The organism is Lentibacter sp., assembly GCF_965658795.1.
Classification (GTDB): Bacteria; Pseudomonadota; Alphaproteobacteria; order Rhodobacterales; family Rhodobacteraceae; genus Lentibacter.
Map to the genome: position 1 here is coordinate 36,969 of NZ_CBFHTG010000011.1, position 24,655 is coordinate 61,623.

A 24,655-nucleotide genomic window follows, 5' to 3' on the forward strand; every position below is an offset into this window, starting at 1 on the left:
AGAGTGACAGAGCAAACCGTTTTGAGAAGCCCTAAAATATGTGGTCAGTCGCCAAGCTTGGCGTGAACCTCGTCCAGATCAATCTCGCCAATCGGCATTTTGTTGGACGGGTCGTTGAAGTCATACTTGAACAGCTCAAAGTCACGCTTGAAGATTTCGTAGACCAGATGCATCGACAGATCGTCAAAATAGTCTTCAACGTTGTGCAGCCGCTTTGGCCCGTGGCCCTCACTCTCGTTAAAACGAGGAATTGTCTTCAGGTCGACCTTATGGGGCGTCTCAATCGCGCTTAGGACGTCTTGCATCCCGTCGTTGAACTGTTCGGTCCAGAAGATTTTATCATAGCGCCCGCCATTGGCGATAAACGTGCTCACATGGCCCGACATAGCGCTCCAATGGATGTCAGGGTCCATCGGGCGGCGCCAGCGAATGGTGTCGCGCGCAAACAAAAGAAAGCGGCGGAAGCTCTTGATCTGGTCAAACTCTTCCTTGCCGTCCTCACCTCCCACTTCGATTCCGTATTTCTGGATCAGAAGCGGCACAAGGTTGCCACGATAGCGGCGGCCATTGCGCTGGATACCGCAAATCTTGTCAAAAAAGCTTGAGAGAATTCGCGTATATGGGTTGCGCACACACGTGAACGCATAGGAATTATGCGTCTTCACATTGGCATTGATCAGCGGCTGGCTGTCTTCGCGAGCCCACTTGTGGAGCCCGTCTGTCGCGTCATGGATATCGCCATCAAAAAAAGCGCCATGGTCGGAATAGTACATAATCTGCCCGATGGTCGAGCACGCACATTTCGGCACAACTCGGTAAACCACACTTTCGCTCTCGGTCATCCATGTTCCGGGAAAACCCATACTTTGCCTCCTAAAACCGCACCTTGCGGCGATACTCGTTATTTTTAATCACAAAAAAGCAAATAATTCGTGTTTATTCAACTGCGCTTCACCTTTATCAAGTAAACAGTACATGTAACCAGAGGCAAATGTTTCCATAATGGCGAAAATCGCGTTCATATTACTTTGCCACAAAGACCCTGAAGCCATCATCAAACAAGCTGAGCGCCTGACGGCGGTGGGCGACTATATGTCGATCCATTTTGATGCACGCGCCAATCCCGCACATTTTGACGAGATTCGCGCAGCCCTCGAAGGCAACCCAAATGTCACGTTTGCCCGCAAGCGGATCAAATGCGGGTGGGGAGAGTGGTCACTGGTTCAAGCCACGCTCCACGCCGTAGAAGCCGCTGTCGAGGCCTTCCCCCGCGCCACGCATTTCTACATGCTGTCGGGCGACTGTATGGCCATCAAATCTGCCGAATATGCGCACGAATTCCTTGATCGTGCCGATGTCGATTATATCGAGAGCTTTGACTATTTTGAGAGTGACTGGATCAAAACAGGCATGAAAGAAGAGCGGCTTATTTACCGCCACTTCTTCAACGAGCGCACCCAGAAGCGCCGCTTCTATGCCGCCTTCAACCTCCAGCGCAAACTTGGGCTCACCCGCAAGGTTCCCGACGATCTGCAAATCCAGATCGGCAGCCAGTGGTGGTGCCTGCGCCGCCGTACGGTCGAATGGATCATCGAGTTCACCAAAAAGCGTAGAGACGTCATGCGCTTTTTTCGCACAACATGGATTCCCGATGAAACCTTCTTCCAGACCCTTGTGCGCCACCTTGTCCCCGAAGAAGAGATCCGCACCCGCACGCTGACCTTCCTCATGTTCACAGACTATGGCCTGCCCGTCACATTCTACAACGACCACTACGATCTCTTGCTCAGCCAAGACTACATCTTCGCCCGCAAGATCAGCCCCGAGGCCAAAGAGCTCAAGCGCCGTCTTGGTCTGCTCTACGCCACCCGCGGCTGGGATTTCAAAATATCCAACGAAGGTGCATCGCTCTTCAAGTTTCTCACGGGGCGTGGCCGCGTGGGCCGCCGCTTTGGCCTCAGGTTCTGGGAGAACGAAGGCTCCCTTGGCCGCGAGCGCGAGCTGCTTATTGTGGTGTGCAAAAAGTGGCACGTCGCCAAGCGGCTGGTCGAGCGTATCCGCAAGATGACAAATATCCCCTGCATCGAATATCTCTTCAACGAAGATGGTACGGCCCTGCCCGACCTTGGCGGCATCCAGTCCACCATGGGCAAGCGCCACCGCCACCGCCGCGCGCTTGTTCGGATGCTGTTTGACTATTACGAGACAGACCAGCTTGTCGTGTGCATTGACCCAAGCAATATCGACCTGCTCAATGACTTCTGCGCCGACCGCTCCAAAACACGGCTGCTCGAAATCGAATGCCGCTTTTCAGACGAATACCTCACAGGCCACGCCAAGCGCGTGGGCCTCGCGGGCGAGAAAACACCCAAAGAAACACTTGAGCGCCTCCTGCCCACCATCCGTGCAGACATGGTTCACGAAAGCGACGAGCTGCGCGACGCCAATTTTGACAGCCACTACCGTATCCGCGAAACCGAGAGCATAGATGTAAACGCCGCCGCGCTGGCCCAGTTTCTGGCAGCCCACCCGGAAAAAGCCTTCGAGATCGCCAATATCGACTATCTCTTCGCCGACTGATCAGGCTTGCCCCCCAGCACCGCATCGTCTTATATTGCGGCACCAAATTGCCCGAAGGACTTCACCGATGACAACCCAGGCTCCCGAGACAAAAATCGTCGACAGCTACCGCTTCGCCTGCGATGGCGGCACAGGTGGGCACCCACGTGTCTGGCTTCAGATCCCGGGTGAGCTCGGTTGGGTCGAATGTCCCTACTGCGACGCCAAGTTTGTCCACAAAGACTTTGAAGGCAAAGTCTAAGCACAAAGCTTTGCGCAAGAAACGGGTCGCCTACGGGCGGCCTTTTTGTTTGACGCCCCAGCAGACACATGCGTATTCGGCTGTCTGCATCAGACTTCCCCCTTTAAGCGGCGCGCGCAACGTGGCAAACCATAGCCCACACCTATGGGGAGACGCGCGATGACAAATTTTGGCAAAGGCTGCCACCTGCACCTGATTGATGGCTCTGCCTTTATCTTTCGCGCCTATCACGCGCTGCCCCCGCTCACGCGCAAGTCCGATGGCCTGCCCATTGGCGCGGTCGCAGGCTTCTGCAACATGCTCCACCGCTATGTCGAGGGCAACACAGGCCCTGACGCGCCCACACATGTCGCCGTGATCTTTGACAAAGGCTCACACACCTTCCGCAACGATATGTATGACCTTTACAAAGCCAACCGCGATGCGATGCCCGAAGACCTGCGCCCGCAAATGCCGCTCACACGTCGCGCAACCGAGGCGTTCAACATCGCCTGCAAAGAGCTTGAGGGCTACGAGGCCGACGACATGATCGCCACGCTGGCCGTACAGGCCCGCGAGGCAGGTGGCCGCGTGACGATTATCTCGTCAGATAAAGACCTCATGCAGCTTGTCGGCGGCGGCGTTGAAATGCTCGACGCCATGAAAAACCGCCGGATCGACCGCGAAGGCGTACACGAAAAGTTCGGTGTCTACCCAGAGCGCGTTGTTGATGTGCAGGCGCTCGCGGGCGACTCCGTCGATAACGTCCCCGGCGCGCCGGGCATCGGTATCAAAACAGCTGCACTGCTCATCAACGAATATGGTGATCTGGAAAGCCTTCTCGACCGCGCAGGAGAGATCAAGCAACCCAAGCGCCGCGAAACCCTGATCGAGCACCGCGCCCAGATCGAGCTGTCCAAGCGCCTCGTGCAGCTGGATTGCGAAACGCCGCTCGACTTTGGCCTGGATGATCTGGAAGTCAAAGACCCCGATGCCGACACGCTGCTCGGCTTTCTGGCCGAAATGGAGTTCCGCACGCTCTCCAAACGCATCGCAGACCAGCTCGGTGCCGAAGCCCCCGAGATTATCGAAGCTGACGCCCCCGCCACCCCCGATGGCACGGCCGACGCGCCAGCCTTTGGCGAAGCCAACTACGAGAAAGTCAGCACAGCCGACGAGCTGGAAAAATGGATCGCGAAGGCCCGCGCACGGGGCTATGTCGCCGTTGATACCGAAACGACAGGCCTGGACGAAATGCGCGCCGACCTTGTCGGCATCTCGCTCTGTGTTGAAGCGGGCCACGCCTGCTACATTCCACTGGCGCACAAAGAGGGCGAAGAAGGCCAGCTCTTTGGCACAAACGAGCTGACCGAAGGCCAACTTGGGCTGGATCAGTGCCTGTCTTTGCTCAAACCTCTGCTCGCAGACCCCTCGGTCATGAAGATCGGGCAGAACATGAAATATGACGCCAAGATGCTCAAGCGCTACGGGCTTGATGTGTCACCGATCGATGACACCATGCTCATGTCCTACGCGCTCCATGCGGGCGAGCACAATCACGGCATGGATGCGCTGTCCGAGCGCTACTTGGGCCACAACCCTATCTCCATCAAATCACTCCTCGGGACAGGCAAATCAGCCATCACATTTGACCGTGTCGGCATTGATGACGCCGTCAAATACGCCGCTGAAGACGCCGATATCACCCTGCGGCTCTGGCAGCTCTTCAAGCCCAAGCTCCACGTGAAAAACGTGACCTCGGTCTATGAACGCCTCGAGCGCCCCCTTGTGCCCGTGCTCGCCGAAATGGAAATGCACGGCATCAAGGTAGACCGTGACACGCTGAGCCGTATGTCCAACGCCTTTGCCCAGAAAATGGCAGGGCTTGAGGCCGAGATCCACGAGCTCGCTGGCCGCAGCTTCAACGTCGGCAGCCCCAAGCAACTTGGCGAAATCCTGTTTGACGAAATGGGCATAGAAGGCGGCAAGCGTGGCAAGACTGGCGCTTACGCGACAGGCGCCGAGGTGCTCGAAGAGCTGGCCACAGAACACGAACTTCCCGCCCGCGTGCTGGACTGGCGGCAGCTTTCAAAGCTCAAAAGCACCTACACAGACGCGCTTCAGGACCACATCAACCCCGAAACAGGCCGCGTGCACACCTCCTATGTCCAAACAGGCGCAACCACAGGCCGCCTCGCTTCCGCCGATCCGAACCTGCAAAATATCCCGATCCGCTCCGAAGAAGGCCGCCGCATCCGCGAAGCTTTTGTTGCCGAAGAGGGCAAAACGCTCATCGCGCTTGACTACTCCCAGATCGAGCTGCGCATTCTGGCCCATATTGCAGGCATCGACACGCTCAAACAGGCCTTCAAAGACGGCCATGACATTCACGCCATGACAGCATCGGAAATATTTGATGTGCCGCTGGATGAGATGACCCCCGACATTCGCCGCCGCGCCAAGGCGATCAACTTCGGTGTGATCTATGGCATCTCGGGCTTCGGCCTCGCACGAAATCTGCGCATCCCGCGTGGCGAAGCGCAGGGTTTCATTGACCGCTACTTCGAGCGCTTCCCCGGCATCCGCGCCTATATGGACGAGACCACCGAGTTTGCAAAAGAACACGGGTATGTAGAGACGCTTTTTGGCCGCAAAATCCACACCCCAGAGATTGCCGCAAAAGGCCCGCGCGCAGGCTTTGCCAAACGCGCCGCCATCAACGCACCCATCCAGGGCACAGCCGCCGACATCCTCCGCCGTGCCATGGTGCGCATGCCCACCGCAATTGCGGGGCTACCGGCCAAAATGCTTTTGCAAGTGCATGATGAACTGTTGTTTGAGGTCGAGAACGCCGCTGTAGACGAAACCATAGCGCGCGCGCGCCACATCATGGAAGGCGCGGCAGAGCCTGCTGTGAAGATTGATGTGAAGCTTGTCGTTGAGGCTGGCCAAGGCGCAAACTGGGCCGAAGCGCACTAACGGGCCTCGAATTTCGCTGCGCGAAATCCGACCAGCTGGGGGGCCAGCCCCCCAGACCCCCCGCAGTTTGCAAAGCAATCGCCATGAAGAATGGGGCGCACCTATTGCGCGGGCTCGTTTGGATATTTTTAGCAAAAAGAAAGACTAGGCAGATTGTGCCGCATGATGGCCTGCCCATTTGCCTGTGGCGAGGCAGGCGGTGATAAGGTAGCCACCTGTCGGCGCTTCCCAATCCAGCATTTCACCGGCCGCAAAAGTATTGGGCTGGGTCTTGATCATGAGACCTTCGGTGAGCGCCTCAAAACGCAGGCCACCTGCCGTAGAGATGGCTTCATCCATAGGGCGCGGCCCTGCGTGCAGAACTGGCAGGTTCTTCACTGTTTGGGCGATAGATGTGTCTCTATTCCTGCCGAACTCGAAGAAAAGCGCACGTTTTACAGGATCAAGCTTGAGGCGCTTGAGCGCATTGGGCAGGCTCTGCTTGCCTGCTTTTTTGAGCCGCGCCTCAACCTCGTCGAGCGCAACATCCGGCATCAGGTCAAGCCAGAGCGCCGCGCCGTCGCGCATGATCTTTGACAGCGCATAGACCCCGCTGCCCTCGATACCCCGACGGGAGACAACACATTCCCCACGGTGCTTTACGCCCCCTGCGCGCAGCTCGACCTGTTTGAGAGGTGCGCCAAAGAAGGGCTCCATATGTGCTGACCATTCCACGGCAAATCCCATATTCGCAGGCTGAAACGGCGCGACGAGATCAGGCATCTGCCCGGCCCAAGCACCATCAGACCCGAGGCGCGCCCAGCTTGACCCGCCCATGGCCAGCACTGTCACATCAGCGGCAAGCTCAACCTGACCCTCTGGCGTGGCAAAGCTATGGCCCCCGAGCCAGCGGTGGCGCGTTTTGAGAGCCACACCCAGCACCTCAAGCCGCGCAAGCCACGCGCGCAGCAAGGGCGAGGCTTTCATGGCTTTGGGAAAGACCCGCCCGGAGCTGCCGGTAAACACCTCTTGCTCCAGCTCCTGCGCCCACGCGACCACATCTTTCGGCCCGAAGGCCTCAAGCATAGGCTGCAATGCAGGCTGCTCGTAGGCCGCCACAAAGGCCTCAAACGGCTCGTCTTTGGTGATGTTCAGGCCCGACTTACCCGCCATGAGGAACTTGCGCGCCACGCTGGGCTTGGCCTCGGCCACTGTCACAGACAGACCTGCGCGCGCCATCTCTTCTGCGGCCATGAGCCCCGCAGGCCCTGCCCCTATGACAAGCCCGCGCTTCATGTGCCGCGCTTGTCGTGCAGTTCCACAACACGGTGTGGATAAGGGATGGTGATGCCGTTGTCCTTGAGGGCGTTCCAGATGAGAAACAGCACATCAGAGGTGAATTTGTTCTCGCCATCATCCAGCCCGTTGACCCAGAACTCGACAGCAAAATCTACACCGCTGTCGCCAAACCCGCGCAGCTCGCAATCAGGCGGGAAAGGCTCGCTCAGCACCTTTGCATGTGTGGCTACAGCCGCCTCGACAATGGCGGGCACAAGGTTGATATCGGTATCATAGCTCACAGAAAACGGCGCTTCATAGCGGTTGGCGCTGCCAGAGTCAGAATAGTTGACCACCCGTGTGGTGATAAAGTCTTCATTGGGCACCACGATCCAGCGGCCATCAAAGGTCTCAAGGATCGCCGCGCGCGCTGTCATGCGCACAATCTTGCCCGCCTCACCGCCATCAAGCTCGACATAATCTCCAACGGTTGCCTGACCTTCAACAAGCAGGATCACACCAGAAATAAAGTTCGATGCGATCTTCTGGAGGCCAAAGCCAAGGCCCACGCCAATCGCACCACCAAGAACCGCGAGCGAGGTGAGCGAGATCCCCATGATGTTCATAAGCAAGAGGAACGCCACACCAAAGATCATCAGCTCGGCTGTCTTGGCCGCAAGGGTGCGGGTGGCGGGGCGCATCTCTTGCTGCTTTTCGATAAAGGCGCTCGACTGGTCGTTTGACCAGCGCCCGAGCCAGAACAGGATAGAGCCCGCGATGAGGCCCCGCACAATCGACATGAGCGAGAAGCTGATATTGCCAAGGCTGATCACGGTTTCGGTGAGCTGTGTGCTTACAAGCTCGAGCAAGCCAACAGCATAGAGCGCCATAACGGGGATAAGCACATAGCGCCCCAACAGCTTGAGAAACGGGTCGCGCAGAATTTCTTGTACCAAGATACGCGCCGCCAGAAAGAGAAACACGCGTTTGCCAAAGGCAATCACCGCGCCCGAGTCAAAGAGTGAGCGCACCACGCTCTCGCCCATGGCGGTAAAGGCATAAGCAAAAAGCGGCAGCATCAGCGGGATAAACACCAAGAGCCAGCGCCGCGCATTGGCAAGCATGTTTTGCTGCGCAGCTTCTGGCGTCAGCAAGGCCGCGAGCTTGGGCCGCAAGATACGCGCCACCAAAACCGCCAAGACATAGGCCATGACCAGCAAAGCAAATTGCGACCAAGCCGCAGGGCTCAAAAGCCAGCCTTGCGCCAAGGCCCACCCCTGGTTGAGATACCCCAGCGCCGTCGTGATAATCTGTGCTTGGCCGTCCATGTTTACGCCCCCAAAACTCGTATACGTCTTAGCCTAATGCCCCTTTCGGGCAAGCTTTACAACTGAGCAAGCAACACCAGAGTAAACCTGTACCAAGCGGATTTACGCTCGCGCAAAGCGGCGGCTGCGCATCATGCTTATACTCAGTGTAGAAAGGAGGGTTTCACATGCCCCTCATTTACAGCGAAGATGACAGCACCAAGACTGCAATGATCACAGTCTCGGGCAAAATAACAAAAGAAGACTACGACAGCGCTATAGCCCCGATTGAGGCTTTTATCAGCAAGCATGGCGCGATCAACTTCATCGAGGTCATCGAGAGTTTTTCAGGCTTTGATCCGTCGATCATTTTGCCTGGTCTCAAGTTTGACTTTGCACATGTCAAACACATCAGCCGCGTTGCCGTTGTTTCTGACATCGGCTGGATCAGCCCCTTGGCCAAAGCAGCAGGCTATTTCATGGCGACGAAGCTGCGCATGTTTGACCTCGCCGCGCTGGACGAGGCCAAAGAGTGGGTCAGATCATCTGCTTGATACCTGAAATGATCTCTGGCTTGGCCGCCAACACATCAGCCGCAATGTCGCGCGCCTGATCCATGAGCGCTTCGGGGGCAACAATGCGGTCGATGAGGCCAAAGGAGAGCGCCTCATCGGCCAATATCTTTTGGCCCCCCATCAAAACAAGCTTCGCCCGCGACGGCCCGATGAGGGCGCGCATCCGCGCAGGATCGGACGGCTGGGGCAAGAACCCGAGCTTCATCACAGGGTAGAAAAATTTCGCCGTCGGCACAGCGATGCGTATGTCACAGGCCAGCGCCATACCCATCGCGCCACCCGCCAAAGTTCCGTTGAGCGCGGCAATGCTCAGCCCCTCAAAGCCCGCCACCGCGCTTGAAAGCCGCTCCCAGAGCGGCGAGGTCGCCAGCCCTGCACGCGCCTCATCAAGGTCTGCACCTGCGGAAAAGACTTTGCCCTCGCCCGTCAGCACAAGCACGCGTGCTGCGGCTGCCCCTTCAACAATTTCGCACAGCTCTTCCAGCATAGCTGCGGTGAGCGAATTGGCCTTTTCAGGGCGGTTTAGTGACACAACCCAGAGATCACCGTCTTTTGTCAGCCCAATCATATCAGCCCCACCGCGCGGCGCAGCCCCTCATCACGCAAAGCAAGCTCTTGGCCCAGATGCGCATCCGCCTGAGGCCCGCACATCCAGAGCAGAGCGCGCGCAGGCCACTCGGCTGGAATATGGTCTTCCCAGTTCATCTCGCTCACAGGGTTCACACCGCTGGCCTTGATCTCGCGCTGCATTTGCGTCGCCACCGTGCCGGGGGAAAGCCCCATAATGCGCAGCCCCTTGGCCGCGCCTTCCACATGAGCCGCCTTTGTCATCATGGCTGCACCCGCCTTTGAGGCGCAGTAGTGGCTCCAGCCTTCAAGCGCATTGTGTGCCGCACCAGAAGAGATGGTAATAATCGTGCCATGCCCCTGCGCCATCATCCGTGGCATCACGGCGCGCATCCCATGGTAAACGCCCTTGAGGTTGATATCGATGGCATCCCCCCAGGCGTCAGGGTCACTCTCGGCAATCATCGCCACAGGCTCGATTACGCCAGCGTTGCCGATCAGAATGTCGATCCCGCCAAAGCGGCCCACGGCGTGCTCCACAGCATCGCGCATGTCACCATAGCGCGCCACATCACAGGCTATCGCCATTGCATTTTCGCCAATATCCAGCGCTATCTCGTCAATCGCGGCTTCCGAGCGGGCCGTCAGCACCACATTTGCACCCTCACGCGCAAACAACCGCGCCGTTGCTTCGCCAATCCCACGGCTCGCGCCCGTGATAAGCACAGTCTTGCCAGTTACATCGCTCATATCATCCTCCTGTTTCACAATATTGGTAGCCGCCTGCTATGCTATCGTCCAGCAGGATCGGCCCTTGATCCTTTTCAAACAACAAACGACATTAGACCCAACGGTCGCTTCAATGATTTCTTCGAAAGGTTTCGCCATGTTCCTCCGCCGCCTGCTGCTTGGCAGCACTGCTCTCGCCCTGTCTGCAACCAGCTCGCTCGCCGATGTCACAGCCCAAGATGTCTGGATGGATTGGAAAGCCTACATGCAGGGCTTTGGCTATTCTGTTCAAGGTGTCGAGGCCACGTCTGGCGACACGCTCACAGTCTCCGACATCAGGCTCGCAATGGCGCTGCCGGATGATGACGAAAGGCTCGAGGCGTCACTGCCCCAAATCGCCTTCACCAACCTGTCCAACGGCACAGTTGAGATAGCCCTGCCCGCAGAGCTGCCCATCGCGTTTGACTATGTCGATGGCGCAACATCCGAAGCGACTGGCGTGATTGACTACAACACAACAGATTTCTCCCTGATCGCCTCAGGCACCCCCTCGGAAATGACATATACCTACAGCGCCACCACACTTGACCTTGGCTTGCGCGACCTTGTCGTTGAGGGCAAGCCAGTTGATCTGGGCACAATCGCGTTCACAATGACGGGCCTCGCAGGCACAAGCCTCTCGACAGAAGGCACCCTGCGCAACATCGCCCAAAACATGACAGCCGAGGCCCTCAGCTACACTGTCGCAATAGAAGCTCCCGATGGATCGAACAGCCAGACAAGCTTCAAAATGGCTGGTCTGCTCAACAACCTCGCCTTTGACGGCACAGGCAGCTACCCGACAGATGGCAATTTTGATGTAAACAATATGGCCTCCATGTTCGAAGCGGGCTTCAATATGTTGGCAAACTTCACCTACGCTGGCGGCACCTCATCCTTTGAGACAACCGAACGGGGCGTCACAACCAAGGGCCAGTCATCGTCCGAGAGTGGTATGTTCAAGGTCGCGATGAGCGCAGATGGCCTCTCATATGGTGGCGAGGCATCAGGCCTGACATCAAACATGACAGTGCCCCAGCTCCCGTTTCCCATCGAGATCAACGCCGCCAAAAGCGCCTTTGGCCTGACCGCTCCTGTCAGCGCTTCAGACACGCCGCAAGACTTCGCTTTGTCCCTTGAGCTGAGCGATTTCACCACATCAGAGGGCCTCTGGGCCTTGATTGATCCAACCGCCCAGCTTCCACGCGACCCGGCCACACTGCATATCGACGTTTCAGGCAAGGCCACATTGCTCTTTGACGTGATGGACTCCCAAAGCATGGCCTCGGTTGAAACAGGCGCGCAAAAGCCCGGCGAGCTCAACGCACTCGACATCAACACGCTCAAGCTCAGCCTCGCAGGGGCCGAGCTGACAGGCGGCGGTGCCTTCACATTTGACAACTCAGACATGGCCACATTCAACGGGATGCCCAAACCCACAGGCGCGGTTGATCTCCAGCTTGTTGGCGGCAACGGCCTCATCGACAAGCTCGTCGCCATGGGCCTTGTGGCCGAGGAGCAAGCCATGGGCGCACGCATGATGATGGGCCTCTTCGCCGTGGCTGGCGAAGGCGCAGACACGCTCAACTCCAAGATCGAAGTCAACGAGCAGGGCCAGGTTTTTGCCAACGGCCAGCGCCTGCGCTAGGCCAACACCGGTCGCCAATCTTTAAAGGGCGCGGCAAGCCAGCTGCGCCCTTTGCTTTTGCTCAACACTGGAGCAAAGCCCCCAACAGCCCGTAAAATTTGACCCAACTCCGCCTCACGAGCGTATCTCTTATGAATTAGCCGCGTAGGGCTTAGGGTCAAAGAGGCCACCATGACAGCAAAACCCGTTCTCATCCTCGGCAGCGCGCCATCAGTTCTGGCCGCGCAAAGCTGGCCCAAGTCACAGTTTTCCGCCATCGTCGCCATCAACAACGCATGGCAAGTCCGCGATGATTGGGACTATCACATCGCCCCCGATGACTTCCCCGCCGAGCGCGGGCCTCAAGCCCTGCGCACAGGCCAAAAGCGCATCACATCAGCCGACTATGTCCCCGCCAACAACAGCTTCGGCGGCATCCTCTATGCAGGTGGCACCATGGCCTTCACCACAGGCTACTGGGCGCTTGCAGCCCTTACGCCTGCAGCGATGGTCTTTGCCGGCTGTGACATGGTCTACCCCAGCGGCTCCAACACGCATTTCTACGGCCAAGGCACAGCCGACCCGTTGCGCAAAGACATCACCCTGCGCAACCTTGAAGCCAAATCAGCCCGCCTCATGCTTCACGCCGCCAACCAGGGCTGCACCTGCCTGCGCGCCTCAACAGGTGAAAGCAGGCTGGTCTTCCCATCTGTCACCGCGCAGGAGCTGGCCCGCCCCCGCAAAATCGAAATAGGCTCTAACAAGGCCCAATTCGATGAAATCAAAACCCGCGAAACTGCACTCGGCTACTTTGTGCCCTCAGGTCGCTACTGGCAAAGCCAGAAGCCTGTTTGCACAGCCAAGCTCGATGCGCTTGATGCGGCCTGGCTTGGCGCAGTCGTGACTTGATCGCGCCCCGCTTATGGCTCACAACAGTCTCATGAAAAACACGCTTGAAACACTCGCCCAATCCGCCCTCGCCGCTGCCCTCAAAGCAGGCGCAGACAGCGCCGATGTCATCACCCTTGAGGGCCGCTCCGTCTCGGTTGATATGCGCGAAGGCACGCTGGAGCAGGCCGAGCGCGCCGAAGGCACCGACCTTGGCTTGCGTGTCATGGTGGGCCAGCGCCAGGCCATGGTCTCCTCGTCCGACACACGCCCCGAGGCGCTTTTGCAAGTGGCCGAGCGCGCTGTCGCCATGGCCCATGAAGCCCCCGAAGACCCCTACATCGGCCTCGCCAGCCCCGACCAACTGGCGCAAAACTGGGATATAGACGCCTTTGAGCTCTATGACCCCACTCCCGAGCCAAGCCCCGAAACCCTGCAAGATGATGCCCGCCGCGCCGAGGCCGCCGCCCGCGCCAATGCTGGCATCAGTCAGGTCCAGTCGGCCAATGCGTCCTATTCCCAAACAGCCGTGCATCTGGCCACCAGCACAGGGTTTTCAGGCGGCTACATGCGCTCGTCCCGCTCGCTGTCATGCGTCGCCATCGCAGGCACAGGCCTCGGAATGGAGCGTGATTATGATGGAGATGGCCGCATCTTCCAGTCCGATCTGCGCAGCGCCGAAGAGATCGGCACATTGGCCGCTGCCCGCGCGGTTGAGCGCCTCAACCCCCGCAAGCCCAAGACAGGCAGCTACCCCGTCATCTTTGACGAGCGCATTTCCAGCACCCTCGTTGGCCACCTGCTCGCCGCCGTCAACGGCGCGATGATCGCTCGTGGCTCCTCATGGCTGCGCGATGCTTTGGGCGAGCAAGTGCTTCCCTCAGCGCTGTCTATCGTCGAAGACCCCCACCGCCCCCGCACCACGGCCTCGCGCCCGTTTGATGCCGAGGGCCTGCCAACACAGCCGCGCCATATCGTGAAAGATGGCGTGCTCGAGGGCTGGACACTCGACCTCGCCAATGCGCGCAAGCTTGGCCTGCAAAGCACAGCCAGCGCCGCGCGCGGCACAGGCAGCGCCCCCTCGCCAACAGTCTGGAACATTGCCCTGACACAAGGCAGCCAAAGCCACGCAGAGCTTCTGCGCGACATGGGCACAGGCTTCCTTGTGACCTCGCTTATCGGCTCCACAATCAACCCCAACACAGGCGATTATTCCCGCGGTGCCTCAGGGTTCTGGGTCGAAAACGGCGAGATCATCCACGCGGTCAACGAAGTGACCATCGCAGGCAACCTGCGCGATATGCTGCGCACCCTTGTGCCCGCCAATGACGGTCGCGCGCACCTCTCCCGTATCGTGCCCTCTCTCCTTGTCGAAGGTCTGACCCTTGCAGGATCCTGATCTCGAGCTTCTCATCAAGGCGGCGCAAACCTCTGGCGAAATCGCCACAGGCTTTGCCATGGACAGCCTCAAAAAATGGGACAAAGACGAAGGCGCAGGCCCCGTCACCGAGGCCGACCTCGCCGTCAACGCCTACCTGGAAGACACGTTGCGCACAGCGCGCCCTGACTACGGCTGGCTGTCTGAGGAAACAGAAGACACCGCGGCCCGCCTCACCAAAAAACGCGCCTTTATCGTTGATCCGATAGACGGCACCCGCAGCTTCATCGAAGGCTCCACAACCTGGGCACACAGCTACGCCATTGTCGAAGATGGCGCCCCCGTCGCCGCCGTGGTCTATCTACCGCTGCGCCAAAAGCTCTACGCCGCCGCAAAGGGCCAAGGCGCAACACTCAATGGCGCGCCACTGCGCATCTCGTCAAACACTGAGTATGACAGCCTCGAAGTCCTCGCCACAAAGCCGGTGTTTGAAGCCAAAAACTGGAAAACAGGCGCACCACAGCTCAAGCGTGCGCATCGCCCCTCACTGGCCTACCGCCTCGCCCTCGTCGCCGAAGGCCGCTTTGATGCCATGATCACACTGCGCCGCTCATGGGAATGGGACATCGCCGCAGGCGCGCTCCTCCTGTCGGAAGCGGGCGCAAAAGTGTCCGACCGCCACGGCGCACCGCTCACCTTCAACAAGGCAGACCCGGCCTCACAAGGCGTCCTTGCCGCCAGCCCTGAAATGCACGCAAAGCTTCTGAGCGCACTGGCCTGACAGCGCGTCACTCATATCTTTCTCTTGCTCAAAATATCCCGGGGGGTCTGGGGGGCAGAGCCCCCCAGCTGGTCGGATTTCGCAAAGCGAAATTCGATCCCCGATCAGATCCCCGCGTCCACAATCGCCTTGGCTAGCAAAGGCACTGTCTCACTGTTCAAACCAGCAATGTTCATACGGCTGTCAGGGATCATGTAGATCGCATTGGTCTCGCGCATCCGCTCCACCATATCAGGCCCTGTGCCCAGCAAAGAAAACATCCCGCGGTGCTCCGCCAAAAAACCGAAGCGGTCGGAGTTCGTCAGCCGCGCCAGCTCGCCCGCCAGCTGTGTGCGCAGCCCCAGCATCCCGAGGCGGACCTCTTCCAGCTCGGCCATCCAGTCGGCTCTCAGCGCATCGTCGGTCAAAATCATCGTGACCAGCCGCGCGCCGTGATCTGGCGGGAAAGAATAGTTCTGACGGTTGAGAAACGCGAGGTTCTCTTGCGTCAGCGCAGTCTTGCTGGCGTCCTGAGACACGCACATCAAAAGCCCTGTGCGCTCCCGGTAGATACCGAAGTTCTTCGAGCAGCTCGCCGCAATCAGGCACTCAGGCACGCTTGAGGCCACAAGCCGTGTCGCGGCCGCGTCTTCTTCCAGCCCGTCACCAAAACCTTGGTAAGCAATATCCACCATCGGCACCGCGCCCTTGGCGTTCATCACGTCAATCACCTGCTGGAATTGCTCCAGCGTCAGGTTTGCACCCGTCGGGTTGTGGCAGCAGCCATGCAGCAGCACAACATCACCCGCGCGCAAGCCCTCAAGGTCTGCCAGCATCCCGTCAAAATCAACGCCGCGTGTTTCGGCATCAAAGTAACGGTACTGCACACACTCAAGGCCCACATAATCCAGAATGCTGATGTGGTTGGGCCATGTCGGGTTGCTCACAAAAACACGCGCCTCAGGCGTTGCCATCTTGATCATCTCAAAGGCCTGACGGCAGGCGCCCGTGCCCCCGGGCGTGGCCGCCGCGCCAATGTTCTCCCGTGCAACCGCATCACCCAGCACCAGCTTGATCATCGCATCGCTGTAAGCAGGGTCGCCCACAAGCCCGACATAGGCTTTGGTGTCCTGCGTTTCCCAGAGCTTGTGCTCCGCCGCCTTGATAGCGCGCATCACAGGCGTCACGCCCTCGGCGTTCTTGTAGACACCCACACCAAGATCAATCTTGTTGGGCCGCGGATCGGCGCGGTACTTGCCCATCACTTGCATGATTTTATCGACGGGTTGGGTCTTGAGGTTGGAAAACATCAGGCTTCTCCTGTTGAAACTGGCAGCGTTGCAAACGCGCCCCATTCGGCCCATGAGCCGTCATATACTGCGTAGTCGCTCTTGCCGATCCGCTCCAAAGCCAGCGCCAAAATCGCCGCTGTGATCCCTGATCCGCAGGTGGTGATCGCTGGCTTGGCAAGGTCAACACCCGCCGCCTCAAACACAGCGCGCAACTCTGCTGGCGACTTGAGCGTTTTACCCTCGGTCAAAAGCTCGCCAAACGGCACGTTCTTCGAATTGGGGATATGCCCCCCGCGCAGGCCGGCGCGTGGCTCGGGGTCTTTGCCCTCAAAGCGGCCACGCGAGCGCGCATCAATGATCTCGTAATCTCCAAGCTTGCTGGCAGACGACACTTGCGTCACATCTTTCACGAGGTGGTTCTGCACCCGCACAGTCATGTGGCGGTCGCGCACGATCGGGGGCAAATCTTCGGTCTTGCGCCCCTCGGCCACCCACTTGGGCAAGCCGCCGTCAAGAACAGCCACGTTCTCCTGCCCCATAAGCTTGAACAGCCACCAGACCCGCGGTGCCGAGTTCACGCCCACTTGGTCATAGACAACAATCTGGTGCCCGTCGCCCACGCCCATCGCGCGCAAACGGCTCATAAACTTCTCTACAGGCGGCACCATATGGGGCAGCTCGGAGCGGTGATCGCTGATTTCATCAATGTCAAAAAAGCGCGCGCCCGGGATGTGCGCCGCGTTATAGCCTGCAACGGGGTCAAGCTCGACACCGGGCAAAACCCATGTCGCGTCCAAGACCCTCAAGTCAGGGTTTTTCAAATGAGCGGCAAGCCACTCGGTGCTCACCAGCGTCTTCGGATCATCCTGCGCCATCATAGCCCCCATCATGCTTCCCCAAATCTCTAGCGCGCAGGGGCCAAAGGGGCAAGTCTGGGTTGGCCTTCGTGGAATTTCGCCGCAGCCTCGCCTGCCTGCACTTCACAGCTACACTTCCCGCGCCAACAGCTCTAGTCTCAGCCCAGCCCCAGCGCCAAGCAGGATAGCAACTTGAAGCTTGCGACCCTCTTCCAAACAACAGGCGCCCCGCCTGTCAAACACCTCGGCTTTGCGCTTTTAGGGATGTTGGGGCTGTGGGCCGCCTCAAGCTACGGCTATTACTATCTCGTCAGCGCGATGTCTCTGAACAACGGCTATGACGAAGCCCCCTTCTTTTTTGCGGCCTATTATCTGCTCTGGACAGTGGCTTCGGTTTTGGCCTTTCGAGGCGTTCTGCAGGAAAGGCTCTCACATGCCTTCACCGCCTATAACGCATTCGCGCTTGCGGGCCTGCTGCTTGCTCTAGGAAGCTATGTTACGCTCGTATTGCCAAGCTTGCCTGAAGTCACCGCCGAGGTTGCGCCCCCAAACCCGCCTGACTTTATGTTCGCCTCGGCGTGGTATTACCTTCCCAAGTCAACGGATATTCTCTTTCAGCAAGTGATGGTGGCCTCGCTTATTTTGACAGCTGCCAAGCAAGGCTTCGCCTTCGGCTCCATCACACTTGCCGCCGCATTGGTCTTTGGTGGCTACCATCTCACCCTCTACCTTGACGGCTTCACACCGCTCTACGTAGCGCGGTTCACTGCGGCAGCCTGCCTTTTTGGACTCGTCGTCCCCTATATCTACCTTAGGCTCAAAAACGGGTTTTTGCTGGCCTATGGCCTGCACTGGTCGTTCTACGCGCTGGATGCGACCCTGACGCATTTTATCCTGTCTGTTCCGTAAAGAGGCCGCGCGCTTGGGTAAGCACACGGCCCCATCTGCCTCAGACAGGCCTGAGCGCTTACTTGTTCATCATGTTGCGCACAGCACCCACGATGGCCAGCACAACACCGCCACCAACGCCGCCGCCCGCCACTTGGCCAAGAATAGCACCCAGATCAAGGCCAGCCGCTTCGCCAGCCACACCCGCCATATCAGGCGCACCAATCATACCAAGGATCGTGCCGCCAAGCCCGCCGCCAACAATACCGGCAATCGAGTTGATCAGCGTGCCTTGGTTAAGGTTCTTGAGAATGCCGCCAGCAGCATTGCCGCCAACAGCACCTGAAATGAGGCCAATAAGAAGTTCCATAGCAATCCCTCCCAGAGATCTGTTTTTGCCAGCACAAGCAGTCCTTGCGCCAGTCAGGCAGCAGTATTGCAGCTTTGCTTCTGTACAGAACGGGAAATAAGGCGGGGTTATTCCCCCTCAAGCAGAGATCAGTCGCCGTGGCGCAAAAGGCGTTGCTTCTGGCGGCCCCAGTCGCGCTTGGCATCCGAGGCGCGCTTGTCGTGGTTCTTCTTGCCCTTGGCGATCCCGATTTTGAGCTTCACCATGCCACGATGGTTGAAATACATCACCAGCGGCACGAGGGTCATACCCTTGCGGCTGGTCGCATTCCAAAGGTTGCTCAGCTCCTTGCGGCTCACCAAAAGTTTGCGGCGGCGGCGCTCTTCATGCTTGAATTGCCGCGCCTGCTTGTAAGGTGCGATATAGCTGTTCACGAGCCAGAGCTCACCGTCTTCAACAGCCGCGTAGCTTTCAGCAATGTTGGAGCCACCGTCGCGGAGCGACTTCACTTCAGACCCCTCAAGCATGATCCCGCACTCAAGATCATCCTCGATCGCATAATCATAGCGCGCGCGCCGGTTCTCGGCGATCACCTTATAGTTCGGGTCTGATTTTGTGTTACCTTGTGCCATGTCAGCCAGATAATCACGCGCACTCCAAAAGTCGAGAGCGCTCGTCGACTGCGCCCGAATTGCGCGCGCGGTTACAAAACCCTGAACAACTGTTTTTAAAGGTTAACCTGCTGCCAAGCCTGCTTTGGGCGGTGCACGCATGGTGCACGCGGTGTGCACACATATCACCCCCCCAAAATCAGCTGTTAACCGCACCGTTCTCTGCCGTAACATCGACAATCTCGGCTTCGTCAATCTCGGGGTCAATTGGCTCGCTTTTATCCTCTACCGCACCCACAATCAGAGGCAGCATCGCCGCACTTGAAAGCGCCTGCACTTCGCTCTGTGGCGGGCGCTTCCACTCCAGCGTGTCGAGAGCCCCGCAGTTGTCACAGGTCGGCGTCCATTCGGTGTGGATATGCTGGCAATTCTCACAGACCCACTGAGGCCCGCGCGGCGCGCTCAAAGCCCGCGCCAACCAGCCTTTCACAACCGTGTCACTGGCCCCCTCGCCACGCTCGACCGCCGCCATAATCGTCAGCGCCCGCGCATCGGCTTGGGTCTCGACCAGGTCTCCCAAAGCGCGCCGCGCTTCAGGGAAGTCTTCAGCCGCAATATTCAGCTCTGCGAGCAGCATTTTTGTCTCTGGGTCATTGGGGTTCAGCTTGGTCAAAGCCCGGAACCGCTTGATCCGTTTTTCAGGCATTTCTTCCGGAACGATCTCGGCAAATACCCCCGCAAGGTCAGGGTGCGGGCGCGCCGCCCAAGCCTTGGAAATAACGCGCGTCGCGTAACGCGGCTTGCCTTTTTCAATGTAGCTGCGCGCCGCCATAACAGCCGCAGGAATAAGATCAGGCGACAGCTTGTTGGCCTCAATGGCGCGCTCTTGCGCATCAATGCCGCCGTCTTCCGCCAGCACACCCTTGGCCTCGCTCAGCGCCAAAACAGCATCGCGGCGTTTGTGCACATCGCGTGGCAAAGCGCCGTGTTTCAGCTTGGCGTTCAGCGTCTCGCGTGCGCCTTTCCAATCAGCATCCTGCGCTTGCAGTTTGAGCAAGACATCCTGAGTTTCTTCATGGGCTGGCTTCAGCGCAAACGCCGTTTTGGCCAGCGCCAGCGCCTTGTCTGTTTCGCCCGCTGCAAGCCGCTGTTTCATGATGCCGCGCACCCCGACAAAGCGGGTGCGATCTTCGGTCAAAAGGCGCTTGTAGGCCTCCTCGGCCTTGCGCTTGTCACCCGCCATTTCAGCCGCTTGAGCCGTGAGCAGGTTGGTCAGATCAGGGCGGTCAAGGTAGCGGTCAGCCCGCGCGGCCTTGGCCATAGCCAACCGCCCTTCGCCCGACGCCAAAGCCAGCATGCCATCGGCCAAAGCCTGAAAGCCCTTACGCTCTCTGTTGCGGTCAAAGTACCTTGAAATAGCTGTCTCATCACCATTGAGAAAGCGAAAGGTCGCCGCCAGAAACCCAAGTATTTTCAGGCCGATCCACACCGCGATCACAAGCAGAACCAGCGCAATAACCACTTGCAAGGGCGAGAGGCTAAACTCCTGCCCCGCTATCGCTATCCGCATCCCGCCTTCAAGGGCGAGAAGCTCCAGCGCGCCAAAGCTGGCTGCCGCGATCAGGGCAAAAAACAGAACAATCTTTATCAGTGACCAAAGCATGTCTTCACCCTTATTTCGTATTGATTTGCTGGCTCAGCACGTTGGCCGCATCAACCGCTGCCTGCCGTGCCTTGGCCGCGTCAAGCCAGTCTTGCAGCGGGGCCTGTGCCGCCTCTGGCAAAGCTTCCGCCTCGGCCATCACATCGCCCAAGCGCCCATCGCGCGCCGCGGCTTCCATCCGCGACAAAACAGCGTCAGGGTCGCTGCCTTCACGCGGCTCAAGCGAGCGCGCGCCAAGCTGTGTTTTGAGAAACGCACCAAAGCCGCCACCGCTCTCGGTATCGCTGGTGCGTGCGGCCGCCAAAGCCTCCCGCGCCGCTTCGGGGAAATCAGCTGTCAGCTGCGCTACCGAGGGCACGCCCCCCGCCTGAGCCACCAGCGCCTCAGGCACCTCCGCGCCCGTAGCTTGCAAACTGGCGACAGCGTCACCAAAGCTTGAGCCCGTTTCAAGCGATGTCAAAATCTGGCTCACAGCCGAGCGCTGCAAAGCCTCTTGTGCCGTCATCTCGGCAGAAGCCCGTTTTTCTTCGGCTTCCGCAGCCATCGCCTCAACATCAGCGCGCTGTGCTGCCAGCGCCTCCTGAAGCTGCGCCATCTCACGCTGATACGCCTCAACGGCGGCAGGCGAAGCACTGGCCAGCGGTGCTTTTTCCAAAGTGCTCAACCGTGTTTCAAAGTCACTGATATCGCCCTGCGCGTCCTTCAGCGTAGCAACATCTGACGCCACATCAGCCACTTGGCGTGCAACATCTGACAGCGCGGTTTCAAGCGCAGTCTTATCGCCAGCAGCCGTGAGCTGGGCTTTCAAAGCTTCAATCTCGGCGCTCTGGGCCTCAAGCTTTTCAGCGAGAACAGCGCTCATGTCTTCGCCCTGATCGGGCAGCAAGCTGGCAGGCAAATTTGGCAGCAGGTAAAGCGCCGTGCCAAACCCGATACCGGCGGCGACAACGCCGCCAAGAACTGTCGGCATAAATCCGCCTTTGCGCGCGGGAGCGGGCTCTTCGGCTGGCGCGGTGTCCACCATTTCAGCCGCCTCTGGCTCAACTGTGTCCTCAACCGGCTCTTCATCTGGTGTGCTCGGCGCGTCGCCTTCGCCCTCGGTTTCCGCCACATCAACCTCGGGCGCATCCTCTGTCACATCCAGCGCTTCGGCCACAACAGCGATGTCTTCGGTCTCGGGCGTTGCCGCTTCGGCTTGTTTCTTGGCTTTGTTCGTCTTGCGTGCCACGGCGCACGGCCCTCCCGAATCTTTACAATTTTACTGTAGCGTCTGAAGCTTAGACGCCCCTTGCCCAAGCCTCAAGCTATCATACCCTGTCAATGAGCCGCAGGGTTGCTTCAGTCATTCCTGCCGCATCAGGCGTAAGCGCCACAAGGCTTGCCTCGCACGGCATATCTCTTGCCGCGGCCTGCGCTGCCGCGCTGATAAACACCGCCGAAAGCGCCTTTGCACCCTCAGCCTCGCCAGCAAAAGCCGCCGCGCTGCGCGGCGAAAACAGCGGCACAATCACGTGCCGCTCAGTGCCCAGAGCCACCTTAGCTATATCACTCAGCCCGACAAGCGGCTGATCATAGACCACCACACTCTCCAGATCGGAGGCCACCTGTGTCAGGTCGGCGGCCACATGCGCCCCACGCGGATGAAGCACGCGGCGTGTTTCACCCGCAAGCAACGGGCCCAGTGTCGTCGCATCTTTTTCAACGGCTATTACAGAGCACCCCGCCACTCGCGCAGCCTCTGCCGTGGCTGGCCCCACACAATAGGCCTCTGCCGCCACACCACCCGCTGCCATATAGCCCGCCACACCGTGCACCGATGTAAACACAAGCACGTCCGCCACAGGCAAAGTTGCGGGTTTACTGTAGCTAATCTCCATGATCGGGCTGATCAAAACCTCAATCTCAGGCCGCGCTGCCTGTAACGTGGCGGCAAATCGCTCTGCCGCCGCGCGCGGACGTGTGAGAAGAATGAGAGGCAAACTTGTTTTCGTCATACCTAAGGTGTTACCTGCGCCAAAGCACCCTTGCAATGAAAACGCCCATGACCAGACCGCTCACCCTTCTTGGCATAGAAAGCAGCTGCGATGATACCGCCGCCGCCGTTGTGCGTGGCACATCTGGCGCAGCCGAGGTGCTCTCGTCTGTTGTCGAGGGGCAAACAAGCCTGCACGCCGACTTTGGCGGTGTTGTGCCAGAGATAGCTGCACGCGCCCACGCCGAGCGGCTTGATGGCTGTGTTGCCCAAGCGCTGGCCGAGGCGGGGCTGTCTCTTGCCGAGGTAGACGCTATCGCCGTGACAGCCGGCCCGGGCCTCATTGGGGGCGTCATGTCAGGTGTTGCGCTGGCCAAGGGGCTTTCGGCAGGCTCTGGCAAACCGCTGATCGGGGTCAACCACCTCGCTGGCCACGCGCTCACCCCGCGCCTCACCGATGCAGCGGTATATCCCTACCTGATGCTGCTGGTTTCTGGCGGGCACTGCCAGTTTTTGCTCGTGCGCGGGCCTCAAGACTTCACCCGCCTCGGCGGTACAATCGACGACGCCCCCGGCGAGGCCTTTGACAAAACAGCCCGCCTCCTGGGTCTGCCGCAGCCCGGCGGCCCCAGCGTTGAGGCCGAAGCGCTGAAAGGCGACGCAAAGTGCTTTCGTTTGCCGCGCCCGCTGCTCGACCGTGCGGGCTGCGATATGTCTTTCTCTGGTCTCAAGACAGCTCTCTTGCGCGCCCGCGATGCGCTTGTGGCCGAGAAGGCTGGCATCACCCTGCAAGACCGCGCTGATCTTTGCGCAGGGTTTCAGGCGGCAGTGGCCGACGTTCTGGCCGAAAAATCCCGCCGCGCAATGGCGCTCTACATGGAGGCGCAGCCCGCAAAGCCCGTGCTTGCCGTCGCGGGTGGCGTGGCGGCAAACAAGAGTATTCGCGCAAGCTTGGAGACAGTCGCAGCCGAATTTGGCGCAGCCTGCCTTGCCCCGCCGCTCGCGCTTTGCACAGACAACGCCGCAATGATCGCCTACGCTGGGCTAGAGCTTTTCGAAGCAGGGCAACAAGACGGGTTTTCGCTCGCCGCGCGCCCGCGTTGGCCGCTCGATACAACCAGCCCGTCTCTGCTCGGCTCGGGCAAAAAAGGAGCAAAAGCATGATCACGGTTCTGGGCGCTGGCGCTTTTGGCACATCACTGGCCATTTCGCTGGCCCGCACTGGCCAGCCCGTCACGCTCTGGGCGCGCCAAAGCGCTGAGGCGATGCAGGCCGCACGCGAAAACACGCGCCGCTTGCCGGGGGCACAGTTGCCTGACAGCGCCACCGTTATTGGCGCGCTGTCCGACATTCCCGCAGACGGCCCCATCCTGCTTGCCGTGCCCATGCAACAGCTGCGCCGCTTTCTGGCAGAGAACAGCACAACACTCGCCAAACGCACGCTTATCGCCGCCTGCAAAGGGCTCGACCTCAGCACACATCTCGGGCCTGTGGAGACCATCCGCACCATTCTGCCAGAGGCGCAGCCCGCGCTGCTAACGGGCCCCAGCTTCGCCGCCGATATTGCCCATGGCCTGCCCACAGCGCTCACATTGGCCTGCGATGATCCCGCGCTTGGCAAAGCGCTACAAGAAGCGCTGACCACACCCAACCTGCGGATCTACCGCACGAGCGACACAACAGGTGCCGAGCTTGGTGGTGCGCTGAAAAACGTGATCGCCATCGCTTGTGGCGCTTGCATCGGCGAAGGCATGGGCGACAGCGCCCGCGCCGCTCTGATGACCCGTGGCTTTGCCGAGATGCAGCGCCTTGCCCTGCGCCGTGGTGCCCTACCAGAAACGCTGACAGGCCTCTCAGGCTTTGGCGACCTCGCACTTACCTGCACATCCGAGCTGTCACGCAACTACCGCTTCGGCCTTGCCCTCGGGCGGCAAGAGGCGTTTGACAGCAGCATCACCGTTGAAGGCGTGGCCACCGCCAACGCCGTTGTCGCTTGGGCCAAAGAGCTTGAGATAGACATGCCAATCTGTTCCGCCGTTGCCGCACTTAGCAGCGGCACCTACAGCGTCACAGAGGCGCTACAAGCCCTCCTCTCACGTCCACTCAAGGAAGAATAA

The 24,655-nt window shown here is 59.3% G+C and carries 23 protein-coding genes; 11 read left to right on the plus strand and 12 right to left on the minus strand.

All coding sequences use genetic code 11. The features are described 5' to 3' along the window. Positions 1-44: 44 nt before the first annotated feature. Positions 45-863 carry a sulfotransferase family protein gene (locus tag ACTG3X_RS09460; protein WP_439111014.1) on the minus strand — a complete coding sequence of 273 codons (819 nt, stop codon included), beginning with the start codon at positions 861-863 and terminating at the stop codon, positions 45-47. Positions 864-1,002: 139 nt separating this feature from the next. On the opposite strand from ACTG3X_RS09460, the gene ACTG3X_RS09465 reads away from it, so the two are divergent. The 3 genes from ACTG3X_RS09465 (at position 1,003) to polA (ending at position 5,779) form a co-directional block, all read left to right on the plus strand. After that, entirely contained in the window at positions 1,003-2,580 is a 1,578-nt protein-coding gene (locus ACTG3X_RS09465; protein ID WP_439111015.1) for a DUF5928 domain-containing protein, read from the plus strand. Between the two features lie 67 nt (positions 2,581-2,647). Next, the gene (locus ACTG3X_RS09470) at positions 2,648-2,821 is read left to right on the plus strand and encodes a zinc-finger domain-containing protein (protein ID WP_439111016.1); all 174 of its coding nucleotides are present in this window, start codon (positions 2,648-2,650) and stop codon (positions 2,819-2,821) included. 159 nt (positions 2,822-2,980) lie between these two features. Next, positions 2,981-5,779, plus strand: a complete 2,799-nt coding sequence (gene polA / locus ACTG3X_RS09475; RefSeq protein WP_439111017.1) for a DNA polymerase I — start codon at positions 2,981-2,983, stop codon at positions 5,777-5,779. A gap of 144 nt (positions 5,780-5,923) precedes the next feature. Here polA and ACTG3X_RS09480 read toward each other — a convergent pair whose 3' ends face one another. Together ACTG3X_RS09480 and ACTG3X_RS09485 are read right to left on the minus strand one after the other, a co-directional pair. After that, on the minus strand, positions 5,924-7,054 hold the full coding sequence (locus tag ACTG3X_RS09480; protein WP_439111018.1) for a TIGR03862 family flavoprotein: 1,131 nt from the start codon (positions 7,052-7,054) through the stop codon (positions 5,924-5,926). Continuing rightward, a complete protein-coding gene (locus ACTG3X_RS09485; RefSeq protein ID WP_439111019.1) occupies positions 7,051-8,364 on the minus strand; it encodes a mechanosensitive ion channel family protein in 1,314 nt (437 codons plus the stop codon). The genes ACTG3X_RS09480 and ACTG3X_RS09485 overlap by 4 nt, the downstream gene beginning before the upstream one ends. A 167-nt stretch (positions 8,365-8,531) precedes the next feature. Here ACTG3X_RS09485 and ACTG3X_RS09490 point away from each other — a divergent pair, with 167 nt between their 5' ends. Continuing rightward, on the plus strand, positions 8,532-8,897 hold the full coding sequence (locus tag ACTG3X_RS09490) for an STAS/SEC14 domain-containing protein (RefSeq protein WP_439111020.1): 366 nt from the start codon (positions 8,532-8,534) through the stop codon (positions 8,895-8,897). Here the strand turns inward: ACTG3X_RS09490 and ACTG3X_RS09495 are convergent. Further along, positions 8,881-9,486: an enoyl-CoA hydratase/isomerase family protein gene (locus ACTG3X_RS09495; protein ID WP_439111021.1), complete on the minus strand. Its 606-nt coding sequence runs from the start codon at positions 9,484-9,486 to the stop codon at positions 8,881-8,883. The genes ACTG3X_RS09490 and ACTG3X_RS09495 overlap by 17 nt on opposite strands. Beyond that, positions 9,483-10,235, minus strand: coding sequence for an SDR family oxidoreductase (locus tag ACTG3X_RS09500; RefSeq protein ID WP_439111022.1), 753 nt, complete (start codon positions 10,233-10,235; stop codon positions 9,483-9,485). Before ACTG3X_RS09500 ends, ACTG3X_RS09495 begins: the two co-directional genes overlap by 4 nt. Positions 10,236-10,371: 136 nt before the next feature. Here ACTG3X_RS09500 and ACTG3X_RS09505 point away from each other — a divergent pair, with 136 nt between their 5' ends. From ACTG3X_RS09505 to ACTG3X_RS09520, 4 genes are all read left to right on the plus strand, one after another. Continuing rightward, a complete protein-coding gene (locus ACTG3X_RS09505; protein WP_439111023.1) occupies positions 10,372-11,901 on the plus strand; it encodes a DUF2125 domain-containing protein in 1,530 nt (509 codons plus the stop codon). Positions 11,902-12,072: 171 nt separating this feature from the next. Beyond that, on the plus strand, positions 12,073-12,789 hold the full coding sequence (locus ACTG3X_RS09510) for a hypothetical protein (RefSeq protein WP_439111024.1): 717 nt from the start codon (positions 12,073-12,075) through the stop codon (positions 12,787-12,789). A gap of 31 nt (positions 12,790-12,820) precedes the next feature. After that, positions 12,821-14,167: a TldD/PmbA family protein gene (locus tag ACTG3X_RS09515; protein ID WP_439111025.1), complete on the plus strand. Its 1,347-nt coding sequence runs from the start codon at positions 12,821-12,823 to the stop codon at positions 14,165-14,167. Then, the gene (locus ACTG3X_RS09520) at positions 14,154-14,927 is read left to right on the plus strand and encodes a 3'(2'),5'-bisphosphate nucleotidase CysQ (RefSeq protein ID WP_439111026.1); all 774 of its coding nucleotides are present in this window, start codon (positions 14,154-14,156) and stop codon (positions 14,925-14,927) included. Before ACTG3X_RS09515 ends, ACTG3X_RS09520 begins: the two co-directional genes overlap by 14 nt. A 104-nt stretch (positions 14,928-15,031) precedes the next feature. On the opposite strand, the gene ACTG3X_RS09525 is transcribed toward ACTG3X_RS09520, so the two are convergent. Further along, positions 15,032-16,216 carry an aromatic amino acid transaminase gene (locus ACTG3X_RS09525; RefSeq protein ID WP_439111027.1) on the minus strand — a complete coding sequence of 395 codons (1,185 nt, stop codon included), beginning with the start codon at positions 16,214-16,216 and terminating at the stop codon, positions 15,032-15,034. Next, complete coding sequence (gene sseA, locus ACTG3X_RS09530; RefSeq protein ID WP_439111028.1) at positions 16,216-17,073, minus strand: 3-mercaptopyruvate sulfurtransferase; 858 nt, start codon at positions 17,071-17,073, stop codon at positions 16,216-16,218. The genes ACTG3X_RS09525 and sseA overlap by 1 nt, the downstream gene beginning before the upstream one ends. A 174-nt stretch (positions 17,074-17,247) precedes the next feature. On the opposite strand from sseA, the gene ACTG3X_RS09535 reads away from it, so the two are divergent. Beyond that, positions 17,248-17,964 carry a hypothetical protein gene (locus ACTG3X_RS09535; RefSeq protein ID WP_439111029.1) on the plus strand — a complete coding sequence of 239 codons (717 nt, stop codon included), beginning with the start codon at positions 17,248-17,250 and terminating at the stop codon, positions 17,962-17,964. A 58-nt stretch (positions 17,965-18,022) separates the two neighbouring features. On the opposite strand, the gene ACTG3X_RS09540 is transcribed toward ACTG3X_RS09535, so the two are convergent. The 5 genes from ACTG3X_RS09540 to ACTG3X_RS09560 form a co-directional block, all read right to left on the minus strand. Next, positions 18,023-18,313: a hypothetical protein gene (locus tag ACTG3X_RS09540; protein ID WP_439111030.1), complete on the minus strand. Its 291-nt coding sequence runs from the start codon at positions 18,311-18,313 to the stop codon at positions 18,023-18,025. A 128-nt stretch (positions 18,314-18,441) separates the two neighbouring features. Beyond that, on the minus strand, positions 18,442-18,924 hold the full coding sequence (smpB, locus tag ACTG3X_RS09545; protein WP_439111031.1) for an SsrA-binding protein SmpB: 483 nt from the start codon (positions 18,922-18,924) through the stop codon (positions 18,442-18,444). A 178-nt stretch (positions 18,925-19,102) separates the two neighbouring features. After that, on the minus strand, positions 19,103-20,566 hold the full coding sequence (locus tag ACTG3X_RS09550) for a heme biosynthesis protein HemY (RefSeq protein ID WP_439111032.1): 1,464 nt from the start codon (positions 20,564-20,566) through the stop codon (positions 19,103-19,105). A 10-nt stretch (positions 20,567-20,576) separates the two neighbouring features. Further along, positions 20,577-21,794 carry a hypothetical protein gene (locus tag ACTG3X_RS09555; protein WP_439111033.1) on the minus strand — a complete coding sequence of 406 codons (1,218 nt, stop codon included), beginning with the start codon at positions 21,792-21,794 and terminating at the stop codon, positions 20,577-20,579. A 79-nt stretch (positions 21,795-21,873) separates the two neighbouring features. After that, entirely contained in the window at positions 21,874-22,560 is a 687-nt protein-coding gene (locus tag ACTG3X_RS09560; RefSeq protein ID WP_439111034.1) for a uroporphyrinogen-III synthase, read from the minus strand. Between the two features lie 47 nt (positions 22,561-22,607). On the opposite strand from ACTG3X_RS09560, the gene tsaD reads away from it, so the two are divergent. Then, positions 22,608-23,702, plus strand: coding sequence for a tRNA (adenosine(37)-N6)-threonylcarbamoyltransferase complex transferase subunit TsaD (tsaD, locus tag ACTG3X_RS09565; protein WP_439111035.1), 1,095 nt, complete (start codon positions 22,608-22,610; stop codon positions 23,700-23,702). After that, on the plus strand, positions 23,699-24,655 hold the full coding sequence (locus ACTG3X_RS09570) for an NAD(P)H-dependent glycerol-3-phosphate dehydrogenase (protein ID WP_439111036.1): 957 nt from the start codon (positions 23,699-23,701) through the stop codon (positions 24,653-24,655). The genes tsaD and ACTG3X_RS09570 overlap by 4 nt, the downstream gene beginning before the upstream one ends.